This window comes from Embleya sp. L77 (assembly GCF_055557415.1).
The window spans coordinates 1,188,805-1,202,784 of sequence record NZ_CM145709.1; the positions used below are offsets into that span (position 1 = coordinate 1,188,805).

Genomic DNA, 13,980 nt, shown 5'->3' on the forward strand with positions numbered 1-13,980 from the left:
TTTCCGGCACGTGACCGAATCGAGATTCGCGGCCAACCGGCTTGTCCGAGCTTGGCCGAAAAATGCTGCGCGAGCCGCCCGGAAGGCGACTCGCGCAGCATGTTCTCGCAGGCCCCGCAGGGTCAGGCGGCCACGGTGTGCTCGGCGGTGGCCGGCTCCAGGGCCAGTTCCAGTACCTCGCGCACGTCGGCCACCGCGTGCACGGTGAGTCGGCTCAGGACCTCCTCGGGCACGTCGTCCAGGTCGGCCTCGTTGCGCTTGGGGATCAGCACCGTGGTGACGCCGGCCCGCTCCGCGGCGAGCAGCTTCTGCTTGACGCCGCCGATCGGCAGTACCCGGCCGGTGAGCGAGACCTCACCGGTCATCGCCACGTCCGAGCGGACCGGTCGCCCGGTCAGCAGCGACACCAGCGCCGTGGTCATCGTGACGCCGGCGCTCGGGCCGTCCTTGGGCACCGCTCCGGCCGGGACGTGGATGTGCACGCCACGGTCCTTGAGGTCGCCCACCGGCACCTCCAGTTCCGCCCCGCGCGAGCGCAGGTAGGACAGCGCGATCTGCGCGGACTCCTTCATCACGTCACCGAGTTGGCCGGTCAGGGTCAGTCCCGTACCGCCGGTCTCCGCGTCCGCGAGCGACGCCTCGATGTAGAGCACGTCGCCACCCGCACCGGTGACCGCGAGCCCCGTGGCCACCCCCGGTACCGCCGTGCGCTGTTCGGCCTTGCTCAGCAGCGACTCCGGGGTGTGCCGGGGCCGGCCGAGGTAGTCGCGCAGGTCGCCGGCGTCCACCGTGATCGGCAGCGGGTGCGCCTCGGCGTCCAGCGCCTGCCGGGCCGCGACCTTGCGCAGCACGCGGGCGATCGAACGCTCCAGGGTGCGCACGCCCGCCTCGCGGGTGTACTCGCCCGCCAGCAGCCGCAGCGCGTCCTCGGTGAAGGACACCTCGGTGTCGTCCAGGCCCGCCTTGTCCAACTGACGCTTGATCAGGTGGTCCCGGGCGATGACGACCTTCTCGTCCTCGGTGTAGCCGTCGAGGCGGACCAGTTCCATCCGGTCCAACAGCGGCTCGGGAATCGTCTCCAGGACGTTGGCCGTGGCCAGGAACACCACGTCGGACAGGTCGAGTTCGACCTCCAGGTAGTGGTCGCGGAAGGTGTGGTTCTGCGCCGGGTCGAGTACTTCGAGCAGGGCGGCGGTCGGGTCGCCCCGGTAGTCCGAGCCGACCTTGTCGATCTCGTCGAGCAGGACGACGGGGTTCATGCTGCCCGCCTCCTTGATCGCCCGGACGATCCGGCCGGGCAGCGCGCCGACGTAGGTGCGCCGGTGGCCGCGGATCTCGGCCTCGTCCCGCACACCGCCGAGCGCGACCCGGACGAACGAGCGACCCATCGCGCGGGCCACCGACTCGCCGAGCGAGGTCTTGCCGACCCCGGGCGGGCCGACCAGGGCCAGCACCGCGCCGGAACGACGACCGCCGACCACACCGAGCCCACGCTCCTCGCGCCGCTTGCGAACCGCCAGGTACTCGACGATGCGCTCCTTGACGTCGACCAGGCCGGAGTGGTCCGCATCCAGGATCGCGCGCGCCTCGGCGATGTCGTACGCGTCCTCGCTGCGGTCGTTCCAGGGCATCTCCAGGACGGTGTCCAGCCAGGTGCGAATCCAGCCGCCCTCGGGCGACGCGTCGGAGGCGTGCTCCAGCTTGTCGACCTCCTTGAGCGCGGCGGCCAGCACCTTCTCCGGCAGATTCGCCGCCTCGACCCGGGCCCGGTAGTCCTCCTCCTCGCTGTCCGGGGTGCCGTTGAGCTCGTTGAGCTCCTTGCGCACCGCGGCCAGCTGCTGCTTGAGCAGGAACTCGCGCTGCTGCTTGTCCATCCCCTCCTGGACGTCCTTGCGGATCGTCTCGGCCACGTCCAGCTCGGCGAGGTGGTCCCGGGTCCAGCCGACGACCTTGGTCAGCCGCTCCCGGACGTCGACGGTCTGAAGCACCTCGATCTTCTGCTGGAGCGTCAGGTACGGGGCGTAGCCGGAGTTGTCCGCCAGGTCGCTGGGGTCCTCCAGGGCCTGTACGTGGTCGACCACCTGCCACGCACCGCGCTTGCCCAGCACGGTGGTGACCAGGGCCTTGTACTCGCGGGCCAGCTCGTCGGTGTGCTCGTCCGTCTCGGCGTCCGCCACCCGGGTCGCCTCGACCCACAGCGCCGCGCCGGGCCCGGTGGTACCGCTGCCGATCCGCACCCGGCCCTCGCCGCGCACCACCACGACCGACTCACCCCCGGGCAGCCGCCCGACCTGCTCGATCACGCCGAGCGTGCCCACCGCCGGGTACTGCCCGTCGTCGCGCGGAACAAGCAGCACCCGCGCCTTGCTCTCACTACGGATGCCGGGTCCACCGGACCGCCCCGCGGCGGCCCGCGCGGCATCCACGGCGGCACGGGTCTCCGCGTCATCGAGTTCGAGCGGGACCACCATGCCGGGGAGGACGACCACGTCGTCCAGCGGAAGAACCGGCAGAGTCAGGGTCCCGATGGTCTCGCTCATGTCATGCCCCTCAGGTAGCCACAGTCGAAAAGTTGCGCTGCACTGACTCAAGAAACAAGAGCCCCTCTTTGTTCCCCGGTCCTCCCGAGCCTCTGTTCGCCGTGAGCGAAGTTGTTCGAGAGCCCTGAAGGCTGCATGGGTCGGGTGAGGCCTCGGGTGGCGTACAGGTTGGGGACTTTGCTCGTGTCCATGAGCGCGTCACGAACGTGTGCAGCCGCCATCCGCTCCTGACGCTGCTTCGCGAGGGGCGTCGACCCGGAGTCACCTTTCGCGGTGGCGGGCCGGATCGACGCCCCGCCTCCGGTGTCCGGCGGGCGGGCGGCGATGCCGTGCTCGTGTGGCTGTCCTGACTGCGTGCGATCCGGTTGTCTGCCTCCGGCGTGGCCGGGCGTTGGGCGCAGTGGGTGAATTCGGCCCGTGGCTCTTACGTCACGGCCGGTGAGGCGGAAGAATCGGGCGACTTGATACGAGGGGGCGAATCCTGTCAGTGAGCGACGTCTTTCCCGAACGTGTCCTGCGTGCAGGCTCGATCACACTCCGGCCGTTCAGCGCCGATGATGTCGAGGACAACCGAACCGCCTGCGCGGACGAGGTGGTCCAACGATGGATACCGCTGCCGCGGCCCTACACCGTCGAGGCATCCGTCGACTGGTGTACGAAAACGGCGCACACCCTGCGCGAGTCGGGCGACGGCATCCACTTCGCGATCTCCGATCCTGCCGACCGGCGGCTCCTCGGCGCCGTCGGGCTCAAGCGGACCGACTGGCACGAACTGGTCAGCGAGGTGGGCTATTGGGTCGCTCCGTGGGCGCGCGGACGCGGGATCGCCGCCCAGGCCACCCGCGCACTCGGGCACTGGCTGCTGACCGAGCAGGGCTTCGAGCGTCTCGAACTCAAGGCCGCCGTGGGGAACATCCCCTCGCGCAAGACGGCGATCAAGGCCGGCCTCCATCGAGAGGGCATCCTGCGCAACGCCGGCCGCCTGCACACCGGCCGGGTCGACGTCGTGGTCTATTCGCTGATCCCGTCCGACCTGTAGGAAGGGCCGCCCCCCGGGCCGCCGGTCGGCTTCGATCCCACCACTCCGGTGGGGCTGATCGACGGTTGTGGCGATGGTGCGCAACTCGACGGTGGTGGGGGCGGATTGCCGTAAGAGCGGTCGTACGCCCGAAGCGGGCCGGGGACCAGGGGCATGGCGGAAGGGTTGACGGCGGGATACCGCCAGACCCGGTGTGGTGCGGGTGGTTGTACTGGGACACACCCCGCGTCGGGGTCTCACCCACCCGCAGCGCCGAAAGGGACGTCATGTCCGTCACCACCGGATCCGCCGAGCACACGACCGGTCGAACCGACCCGTCGTCTCAGGAGCAGACCCAGGCACAGGGATACGAACAGGTACAGGGACAAGGGCGGACACCGGAACAGGAATCCCGGCAGTACTGGCCGGCCGTCGTGTGTCTGTCGCTCGGGATCTTCGCGATCGTGACCAGCGAGATCCTGCCGATCGGGTTGTTGACGCCGATCGGGGGTGACTTCGGCGTCTCGGACGGGACGGCGGGGTGGCTGATGACCGTGCCGGGCCTGCTGGCGGCGATCTGCGCGCCGCTGGTGACCGTGTGCACCGGGCGGCTGGATCGGCGGACGATGTTGGTCGCGCTGATCGTGCTCCTGGCGGTGGCGAACTTCCTTGCGGCGGCTGCGCCCGCGTTCTGGGTGATGCTGGTGGCGCGGTCGCTGGTCGGGGTCACCATCGGCGGGTTCTGGTCGATCGGGGCGGGGTTGGCGCCTCGGTTGGTGCGCGCGAAGGCGGTGGGTACGGCGACCGCCGTGATCTTCGCGGCTGTGCCGGCCGGTTCGGTGTTGGGCCTGCCGGCGGGTACACAACTGGGCGAACACATCGGCTGGCGTGCCTCGTTCGTGGTCATGGGCGTGATCGCGCTGGGCGTGTCGATCGCGCTGCTCGTACTGCTGCCGCCGCTGCCCGCACTTCAGGTGACCCGCGCCGCGGTGTTGCGTGGGCTGTTGCGCGGCACCGACATCCGGATCGCACTCGCGCTGACCGCCCTGATCGTGATCGCGCACTTCGGCGCCTACACGTACGTGACGCCGTTCCTGGAGCAGGTCACCCACGTGGATCGCGGGCTGATCGGCGCCTACCTGCTGGCCTTCGGCGTGGCCGGCATCGTCGGCAACTTCGTCGCGGGCGTGACCATGGCGCGCAGCCTGCGGGCGACGTTCCTCACGTGTGCGGTCCTGATCGCCGCGGCCACGCTGCTGTTCCCGCTCCTGGGTCGGTGGGATGCCGGCGCGATCGGCCTGCTCGTGGTGTGGGGTCTGGCCTACGGCGCCGTGCCCGCCTGCTCTCAGACCTGGTTCGCCCGCTCCGCCCCGCAGGCTCGGGAAGCCGCCATGGTGGTATTCACGTCGTCCTTCCAACTCACCTTCGCCGTCGGTGCGCTCCTCGGCGGAGCCGTCGTGGACGCCACCTCCCCGTCGACGGTCATGCTGTGCGCCGGCGCCGTCGCCCTCACGATGGTCGCCACGATCTCCACGGTCGGCGGCCCCGCCGAAACGGCTCGGCACACCCCCTGATCAGCGGCCTCGGCCGCCTTCTCCGAGTGCGTCCACCCCGCCGCCACGTGCCCTCGCGCACCCGCCGCGAGGGGCGAAGCGCGCGACCGGACTTGACTTCAAGTCGACTTCAACTTCTAGCGTCTTCACCAGGCGCTCGGAGGAAGCACTTCCGGGGCCGCGCAGGACAGTTCGCACTTCTCTTCTTGGGGGCTTCCATGAGCATCGCCACGCACACGACCGCCGGCACGAGCGCCCACCCGAACACCGACCCCTTCCGGCTGGCCGTCATCGTCGGCAGCACCCGGGAAGGGCGTTTCGCCCCCGTGGTGTCCAACTGGTTCGCCGCCACGGCCGAGCAGCACGGGGACTTCGAGGTGGACATCATCGACCTGGCACACGACCGGCTGCCCGACGTGTGGGCGCCGATGGGCAGCGAACCCGCCGCCGTGGTCGACGCGGTGGGCGCTCGGCTGGCCGCCGCGGACGCGTTCGTGGTGGTCACGCCCGAGTACAACCACAGCTTCCCGGCCGGGCTGAAGAACATGATCGACCTGTTCCGCAGCGAATGGCAGGGCAAGCCGGTCGGGTTCGTGTCCTACGGCGGCATCTCCGGCGGCCTGCGTGCCGTCGAACAGCTGCGTCTGGTCTTCGCCGAGCAGCACATGGTCACCACCCGGGACGGGCTCGCCTTCCCGATGGCCTGGGAGAAGTTCGACGCCGAGGGTCGGCCGGTCGACGTCGCGGGCACCGAGGCCGCCGCCAAGGTGATGCTCGATCAGCTCGCCTGGTGGACCGAGGCCACCCGGTCGACGCGCGTGCGCCGCCCGTACGGCGTCTGAGCGCCGGTTCCCGAAGCAGCCGCAGCCATTCCTCCGCCGAACGCCAGGAGCCCGTGATGGCATCGACCACCGCCCCGGCCGCGAGCACGCCCGCGACCGCCGTCCCCACCCCTTCCCGCAGCGTCGCGATGATCGCCCTCGTGGTCGTCCTCGGTTCGGTGATGTCCGTGCTCGACGTCACCGTCGTCAACGTCGCGCTCAACCACCTCGCGCAGGACTTCGACGCCCCGCTGGCCACCATCCAGTGGGTCGCGACGGGGTACACGCTGGCCCTGGCCACCGTCATCCCGGTGGCCGCGTGGGCAATGGGCCGGTTCGGCACCAAGCGCCTGTACATGTTCTCGATCGGCACCTTCGCCGCCGGTTCCGTGCTGGCCGGGCTGGCCTGGTCGGCCGAGTCGCTGATCGCCTTCCGGGTCCTGCAAGGGCTCGGCGGCGGCCTGATCATGCCGGTCGGGATGACCATCCTGGCCCGCGCCTCGGATCCGAGCCGGATGGGCCGCACGATGGCCATCCTGGGCATCCCGATCCTGATCGGCCCACTTGCCGGTCCGATCCTGGGCGGGTGGCTGGTGGACGACGTCTCGTGGCGCTGGATCTTCTTCATCAACGTGCCGATCGGCGCCGTCGCCCTGACCCTGGCCGCCAAGGTCTTCCCCCGCGATACGCCGCAACCGACCAAGCCGCTGGACGTACCCGGACTGCTGATGCTCTCCCCCGGTCTGGCACTGCTGATCTACGGTTTGGCCACCGGCGGCGAGAAGGGCGACTTCGGCTCCACCGGGGCGGTGGTCCCGGCCGTGCTCGGCGCGCTCCTGGTGATCGGCTTCGTGGTCCGGGCGTTGCGGATCGAGCACGCGTTGATCGACCTGCGGCTGTTCCGCAGCCGCCCGTTCGTGGCCGCCGCGGGCACCATGGTGCTGTTCGTCTGCGCGTACTTCGGTTCGATGATGTTGGCCCCGCTGTACTACCAACTGGTCCGCGGCGAAAGCGCCACCGCCTCCGGCATGCTGGGCGCGCCGCAGGCCCTGTTCACCGCGGTGTCCATGCAGATCGCCAGCCGGCTCAGCGACCGGATCGCGCCGGGCCGGATCGTGCCGGTCGGGATCGTGGTCGCCGCCTCCGGCTTCCTCGCCTTCACCACGCAGGTCGCCGCGGACACGCCGTACTGGGTGCTGATGTCCTGCATGTCGGTGACGGGTGTCGGGGTCGGCATGACGCTGATGCCGACCACCGCCTCGGCGCTGCGCACCATGTCGCACGAGCAGGTCGCGGTCGCCGGTACCACCTTGACCATCATCCAGCAGGTCGCCGCCGCGATCGGCGGGGCGCTGATGTCGGTGCTGTTGGCCGGTGCGATGCGGGATGGCCTGCCGGCCGGGCGGGGGGCCGGTGGGCTCGGTGAACTGCACGCGTTGTCGCCGGGCGCGGTGCACGGGATCGGGCCTCGGTTGGCGGATGCGTTCCAGGGGACGTACTGGTGGGCGGTCGGCTTCATGGCACTGGCGTTCCTGCCGGCGCTGTTGATGAAGCGCCGGACGGGCTGAATCTCCGCAAACGCCGGGCGGGCTGTGAACAGCCCGCCCGGCGTTCGGCGTTGCGGGCGTTGCAGACCTCGAAAGCCTTACAGACGTCGCAGGCGTTGACGGCGTTGCAGACGTCGAAGCCGTTGCAGACCCCGAAGCCGCGCGCCGTCGAAGCCGCCGGCCCTACCGCTCGTCGTGCGTGCGCTTCGTCATGGTGTCCGGGCCCTTGAAGGTGCCTTCCCTGGACGTCCCCTGTTGGGCCTTCCACTCCGTGGTGGGCGCGTCGGGTGACGCCTCGTCCGGTCCGGCCGAGGTGGTTTCCGGGACCTCCGCCTCGCGGACCATGCCGACGATCCGACGGCCCGTCAGGCCCAGGCTGACCAGGCTGAGTCCGTCGAAGAGCAGGGCCAGCGAGATGAACGTGCCGATCGCATAGCGGCTGCTGCTGGGCCATTCGGCCAGTACCAACAGGCCCAGGACCAGGTCGACCACGCCGACCACGATGGTCCAGATCATCTTGGCGGACAGGCTCGCGACGCCGCCCACGATGCGGAACATGCCCGCGCCGAGCAGCAGGAGCGCCACGAACAGGGTCAGTGCCTCGGCCGCCACCTCGGGCCGGCGCAGCAGCACCACACCCGCCGCGATGTTGAGCGCGGAGACCGCGACCACGAGCCAGAACGCGTTCTCCTTGCGCGCCTGGATGGCCTGGACGAAGCCGACCACGCCGCCGATCAGCAGCAGCCAGCCGAACAGCACCATCGTGGTCAGCGTGGCGACGCCCGTGTAGACCAGGCCGACGATCCCGCCGAGCACCAGCACGGTGCCGAGCACGACCAGCAAACCGAAACCGAATCCCTTGCCGCTGCGCCGATGCCGCCCCGCGCCGGATTCGGCGGTCGGTCCCGTGACGCCCTTCGTGCTGTCCATGGGTGCCGCTCCTCGGATCTGCCCACGCCCGCAGAATCGCGTGCGTGGTACGCCTTCCCCTTGGAAAGCGACATATCCGCATGATCAGCTATCCGCCTGATCGGTCGTGCGTACGACCGGCCGTCCCACCCTCGACGGCCGGCCCCGCAACAGCCGCGCCGGCCACTCGTACCGATCAGCGCCGCGTCCCCGGCGGCAACGACGGCGGCAGCGCGGACCGTACCGGGGACAGTGCCGGCCGGGTCGAAGGCATCGGGGTCGGCACCGGCACACCCCGCACCGCCGGGCCCGGACGATCCGTCAGGCCCAGGAAGTGCCGGCGCAGCCGATACTTCTCCACCCGCCCGTTCGGCGTCCGAGGCATCCGCGCGACGATCCGCACGTGCGCCGGCCGCATGTACGCGGGCAACGACTGCGCGCACCACGCGCGTAGTTCGTCGGGATCCAGCGGCCGGCCCGGCTCGGGCTCGGCGTACAGGACCACCTCGTCCTCGTCCTCCCGGTCGGCGGGCACCCCGAACACCGCGCCGACCGCGATGTCGGGATGCTGGTTGACCAGGTCCTCGATGTGGTACGCCGACACGTTCTCGCCGCGGATCCGGATCCGGTCCACGACCCGGTCGACGAAGTGCAGCAGCCCGTCCTCCTCGTCGAACACCGCCGCGTCGCCGGTGTGGAACCACAGGTTGCGGGTGGCCTCCGCGATGCTCAGCGGATCGTCCACGTACTCCTGCACCAACAGCCCCGGCAGATGCGGCCGGATCGCCAGGTGCCCGACCACGCCGCGCGGCACCGGCCGGTCGTGCTCGTCCAGGATCGCCACCCGGGCGAACGGCAAAGGTGCGCCCAGGCAGCCCTTGCGCACGATCCGGGCCCCGTCGAGCACCGGCACGCCCAGTCGGGCGCACGCCTTCGCGACCGCCGCCGGCGCCAGTCCGCGCCGCAGCGCCGGCGGCGTGGCCTCGCTCGGGTCCAAGCCGACCAGAACGGCCGCGATCGGCAGCCCGGTCTCGACCTGCCCGTAACCGGCGACCACGGTGTCGATCCCGTACCGGCGGGCGAACGCGCGATGGGTCGGCGGCAGCGGCTGCATGAGCACCGTGCTCAGCGGGTTGTTGCGCTCGCCGCGCAGTTCGGGCGCGCCGGCCAGCCAGCCCACCATCGTCTCGGTGAGCACCGCGCCGGTGGCCCCCGCCGACACCACGCGGCGCCAGAAGTCGACCGGGTGGAAGCGGTCCCACAACGCCACGCCGGCGCCCGCCCAGGCGGCCCGGGCCAGACCCGCGAACGCGCCCTGGATCGAGTGCAGCGGCAGGTCCACGTGCACCACGTCCTCGGGCGTGGTGAGTCGGCGCAGCAGCAGCGTGTACGAGGCGAGCCAACGGTGCGGCAACACCGCCGCCTTGGGCCGGCCGGTCACCCCGGCGGTGTGCACGATCATCCCGACGTCGCCCGGATCGATCACCACGGCCGGCGGCACCGCGCGGGCCAGGAAGTTGGCGTAGGCGATCTCCGGGTAGCCGTGCGGCGGCCGGGGCCCGACCGCGTCGTGCACGGTCAGCCGCGGCAGCCGGTTCAGGTGCGGCCGGACCGCCTCCAACGCGTGCACCAGGGCGCGTTCGGTGACCACGAGCACCGGCTGGCCGGCGTCGAGTTGCTCGACCAGCAGGTCGCCGATCGCGTCCGGGTCCACCGGGCAGTACACCGCGCCGGCCTTCCAGATGCCGAACATCCACAGCGCGGCGGCGTATGCGCTGCGGCAGTGCACCGCGATGCGATCGCCGCGCCGGATGCCCGCCCGGGCCAGGTTTCCGGCGATCGTGTCGGTGGCCCGCTTGGCCTCGGCGTAGCTCAGGTCCAGACCGTGCTCGCCGTAGTGGATGAAAACCCGCATCGGGGTTCGCACCGACCATTTGTCCAGTGCTTCGGTGACCGACTCCCCGTCCGCGGCGAGTTCGGCGGCGAGACCCGCCTCGAGTTCTTCGGCGGTCATGGCTGTACAGCACCCCCTGCGACGCGCGGAATCCCGGAAGGTCCCGGCTGGAGTCCGTGCGTGTACTCGCTCACACGGGGAGATGAACATATCGCCTGAGCGCACCGGTTGGGGGCCCGGGAGCAGGCTTCCTACCGGTGAGTTCAGCGCCTAGCATCCAGGTGGTCCGACCGTCGACAGTGTGTCGGGGTCGATGAACAGGGCGTCATGACGGAGGACGGAGGCACCTCTTGTGCGAGAGCGGGGCGACGTGAGCGATACGGACAGCGAGCCCACCCACGAGTCCACCGGCGAACCCACCCACGAGCCCGCCGGCGAGCCGGACCGCGCCCCCGCCCGGGGATCGGGTGCGCCCGCGATCGACGCGGCGGAGATCCGGCGCCGGGTGGCCGATCTGGTCGCGGCGCACGATCCGACCACGATGTCCTCGGTCGAGTTCCTGGGCCACCGCTTCGACGCGGGTCTGGCCTGGGTGCACTTCCCGGTCGGGTGCGGCGGCCTGGGCGCCTCGCGCGCGTTGCAGCAGGTGGTCGAGAGCGCGTTGATCGCGGCGGGTGCGAAGGCGGCCAGTGGGTACCGCAATCCGATCGGCCTCGGGATGGGTGCGCCCACCGTCGTCGCACACGCGAGCGCCCGGCTGCGGACCGAGTTGTTGCGCCCGCTGTGGACCGGTGAGGAGATCTGGTGCCAGCTCTTCAGCGAGCCCGGCGCGGGGTCGGATCTGGCGGGTCTGGCCACCCGCGCGGTCCGCGAGGGCGACGGGGACTGGATCGTCAACGGCCAGAAGGTGTGGACCTCGCTCGCGCACAAGGCGCGCTGGGCGATGCTGCTCGCCCGGACCGATCCGGACCTGCCCAAGCACCAGGGGCTGACCTACTTCTTCCTGGACATGACCTCGCCCGGAGTCGAGGTGCGGCCGCTGCGGCAGGCCACCGGACAGGCCGAGTTCAACGAGGTGTTCCTGACCGACGTGCGGATCCCGGACACGCACCGGGCGGGCGAGGTGGGTCAGGGCTGGGCGGTGTCGAACACGACGCTGATGAACGAGCGGGTGGCCATCGGCGGCGCGGCGTCCGCACGCGAGGCGGACGCGATCGGCGCGGTGGCACGGATGTGGCGCGACCGACCGGAGCTGCGCACACCCGGCCTGCACGACCGACTGCTGCGGGCCTGGGTGGAGTGCGAGGTGGCCCGGCTGGGCAACGAGCGCATCCGCCAGCAACTCGCCGCCGGTACGCCGGGCCCGGAGGGATCGGCGGCCAAGATCGCCTACGCCCGGCTGAACCAGGACGTCACCCGGTTGTGGCTGGAGCTGGCCGGCGAGGAGGGGTTGGGCTACGACGACTGGGCGATGCGGCGCAGCGAGTTGGGCCAGGCCACGCTCGGGGCGCGGGTGCCGGGCTACTACTACCTGCGGGCCAAGGGCAATTCGATCGAGGGCGGCACGTCCGAGGTGCTGCGCAACGTGATCGCGGACCGGGTGCTGGACCTGCCGCGCGAGCCGCGTAACGACACCAAGGTGCCGTGGAAGGAGATGCCCCGGTGAGCGAACCCGGAATTCCCTCGCTGCTGTACGACGAGGTCGAGGAGGACCTGCGCGCGACGCTGCGCGAGCTGTTGCGGGATCGGTGCGCGTGGCACGAGGTGTTGGCGCGGATCGACACCGACGAGGCGTACGACGACGGCCTGTGGAAGGCGGTCGCGGCCGAGCTGGGCCTGGCCGGGCTGCTGATCCCGGAGGAGTTCGGCGGGGCCGGGGCCGGGCCGCGGGAGGCCGCGGTGGCGCTGGAGGAGTTGGGCCGCGCGGTGGCGCCGGTACCGTTCCTGGCCAGTGCGGTGCTGGCCACCTCGGCGCTGCTGGCCTGCCCGGCCGGCGAGGCACGCGACGCGGCCCTGCGCGCGCTCGCGGACGGCACCCGGACCGCGACCCTCGCGGTGACCGCGAGCACGTGGCCGGGGGCGGGCTTCCCCCTGTCGGTGACCGGTGCGCAGGATGCGGACGGGTTGGTGCTGACCGGCGCGGTGACCGGGGTGCTGGCCGCGGATCGGGCCGAGTTGCTGGTGGTTCCGGTGATCGTGGCCGGCGAGTCGCAGCTGGCTCTGGTGGCGGGCGACGCGGCGAATTTGTCCCGGCGCGCGGTGACCTCGCTGGACGCGACCCGCCCGGTGGGCGAGTTGACGCTGGATCAGGTCCGTGGGCGGGTGCTGGCCGGGCCGGAGCACGCCGAGGCGGCGCTCGTGCAGGCGCTGTGTCAGGGCGCGGCGCTGTTGGCCTCGGAGCAGTTGGGCGTGGCCGAGCAGGCGTTGGCCGAGGCGGTGGCGTACCTGAAGGTCCGGCACCAGTTCGGCCGGCCGATCGGGTCCTTCCAGGCGCTGCGGCATCGCGCGGCCGACCTGTGGTCGGACATCGCCGCGGCGCGGGCTGCGGCGCGCTACGCGGCGGCGTGCCTGGCCGAGGACGCGGCGGACGCGCCGGTGGCCACCGCGTTGGCGAAGGCGTACTGCGGCGACGTGGCGGTGCGCGCGGCGGAGGAGTGCGTGCAGATGCACGGCGGGGTCGGCTTCACCTGGGAGCACCCGGCGCACCTGTACCTCAAGCGGGCGATGGCCTCGGCGCTGCTCCTGGGCACCGCGGATCGGCATCGGGCCACGCTGGGCACGCTGGTGGACCTGCCGCCGGCGATCTGAGCGCCCCCGACACGGGTGTGGCCGGCCTCCGCACGGAGGCCGGCCACACTCATGTCCGTCACCTGCTCAACCGGACCGGGCTCCGGTGCCGGGCCTTGCCACGGGGCACGGCCTAGCTGCGCAGCATCAAAATGATCATCACCATCGCGATCGCCATGAGCACGGCCCACACCGCCGTGACGAGACGAAGGCGCTTCGGGTCCCGGCCGGCGGGGGTGTCGGTCGGACCGGGGTCCGCCGGTTGCGGGTTGTCGCTCATGTCCTCGCTGCCCTCCACGGGTGCTGCGCGCGGCGTCCGTCCCGTTCAGGATGACACCGCGCGCGGCCCGTTGAGGAGCCCTCGCCCCGGAATGTGTCTCAGTGCCCCGCCGGGGTGGTGGGCAGCACCGCCGTGGCGTCCGCGCTCGGCCCCGCGACCGCCGGGGCGGCCTGCGGTACCTGCTGCGCGGCGATCAGCCGGGCCAGCCAGAACCGCATGAACGTGGACAGCGAGTAGCGGATGAAGAGGGCGAACCCGAGCAGCGAGACCGGGATCGCCGACAGGCCCAGGGTGATCGCGTCGTTCTGGGTCAGGATCAGCGTCGTGCCGTGCGACATGAAGTAGGCGCCGATGCCCATGCCGATCCCGACCAGCATCAGCCCCACACCCAGCCACATCAGCTGGGTGTCGAGCATGCTCTTGGGCGCACGCAGTTTCAGGGCGCCGACGTCGGCGGTGAACTGGCGGGTCCGATCCTGAGTGGCCGCCGGGATCGCCGCATGGCGCGGGGCGAACGCCGGTGGTGGCCCGGCCGTCGGCACCCCCTGCGGAACCGTCGGCGGCTCGCCGGCGGGCCTCGCGGGTGCGGGCTGCCCGTCGGCGTTCACGCTGTTCATACTCATTAAGTGGT

General features: G+C 71.4%; 11 protein-coding genes. 6 read left to right on the forward strand and 5 right to left on the reverse strand.

The features are described from left to right. Positions 1–122: 122 nt before the first annotated feature. A complete protein-coding gene (lon, locus tag ACZOOI_RS04770; protein ID WP_465279562.1) occupies positions 123–2,540 on the reverse strand; it encodes an endopeptidase La in 2,418 nt (805 codons plus the stop codon). Positions 2,541–3,027: 487 nt separating this feature from the next. Between lon and ACZOOI_RS04775 the strand changes: the two genes are divergently transcribed. The 4 genes from ACZOOI_RS04775 to ACZOOI_RS04790 all read left to right on the forward strand — a co-directional run bounded on the left by ACZOOI_RS04775 (position 3,028) and on the right by ACZOOI_RS04790 (position 7,500). Continuing rightward, positions 3,028–3,579, forward strand: a complete 552-nt coding sequence (locus ACZOOI_RS04775; RefSeq protein ID WP_465279563.1) for a GNAT family N-acetyltransferase — start codon at positions 3,028–3,030, stop codon at positions 3,577–3,579. Positions 3,580–3,845: 266 nt separating this feature from the next. Then, positions 3,846–5,132, forward strand: coding sequence for an MFS transporter (locus ACZOOI_RS04780; RefSeq protein WP_465279564.1), 1,287 nt, complete (start codon positions 3,846–3,848; stop codon positions 5,130–5,132). A gap of 197 nt (positions 5,133–5,329) precedes the next feature. After that, positions 5,330–5,953, forward strand: coding sequence for an NADPH-dependent FMN reductase (locus ACZOOI_RS04785; protein ID WP_465279565.1), 624 nt, complete (start codon positions 5,330–5,332; stop codon positions 5,951–5,953). A gap of 56 nt (positions 5,954–6,009) precedes the next feature. Further along, on the forward strand, positions 6,010–7,500 hold the full coding sequence (locus ACZOOI_RS04790) for a DHA2 family efflux MFS transporter permease subunit (protein WP_465279566.1): 1,491 nt from the start codon (positions 6,010–6,012) through the stop codon (positions 7,498–7,500). A 162-nt stretch (positions 7,501–7,662) separates the two neighbouring features. Here the strand turns inward: ACZOOI_RS04790 and ACZOOI_RS04795 are convergent, their stop codons facing one another. After that, positions 7,663–8,409 carry an HdeD family acid-resistance protein gene (locus tag ACZOOI_RS04795; protein WP_465279567.1) on the reverse strand — a complete coding sequence of 249 codons (747 nt, stop codon included), beginning with the start codon at positions 8,407–8,409 and terminating at the stop codon, positions 7,663–7,665. Positions 8,410–8,584: 175 nt separating this feature from the next. Continuing rightward, positions 8,585–10,402, reverse strand: a complete 1,818-nt coding sequence (locus tag ACZOOI_RS04800) for an AMP-binding protein (RefSeq protein ID WP_465279568.1) — start codon at positions 10,400–10,402, stop codon at positions 8,585–8,587. A 358-nt stretch (positions 10,403–10,760) separates the two neighbouring features. Between ACZOOI_RS04800 and ACZOOI_RS04805 the strand changes: the two genes are divergently transcribed. Continuing rightward, on the forward strand, positions 10,761–11,948 hold the full coding sequence (locus ACZOOI_RS04805; protein ID WP_465281114.1) for an acyl-CoA dehydrogenase family protein: 1,188 nt from the start codon (positions 10,761–10,763) through the stop codon (positions 11,946–11,948). Further along, complete coding sequence (locus ACZOOI_RS04810) at positions 11,945–13,090, forward strand: acyl-CoA dehydrogenase family protein (protein ID WP_465279569.1); 1,146 nt, start codon at positions 11,945–11,947, stop codon at positions 13,088–13,090. The genes ACZOOI_RS04805 and ACZOOI_RS04810 overlap by 4 nt, the downstream gene beginning before the upstream one ends. A 112-nt stretch (positions 13,091–13,202) precedes the next feature. Here ACZOOI_RS04810 and ACZOOI_RS04815 read toward each other — a convergent pair whose 3' ends face one another. Both ACZOOI_RS04815 and ACZOOI_RS04820 read right to left on the reverse strand, forming a co-directional pair. Then, on the reverse strand, positions 13,203–13,349 hold the full coding sequence (locus ACZOOI_RS04815; RefSeq protein WP_465279570.1) for a hypothetical protein: 147 nt from the start codon (positions 13,347–13,349) through the stop codon (positions 13,203–13,205). A 98-nt stretch (positions 13,350–13,447) separates the two neighbouring features. Next, on the reverse strand, positions 13,448–13,972 hold the full coding sequence (locus ACZOOI_RS04820; protein WP_391584997.1) for a hypothetical protein: 525 nt from the start codon (positions 13,970–13,972) through the stop codon (positions 13,448–13,450). Positions 13,973–13,980 lie beyond the last annotated feature (8 nt).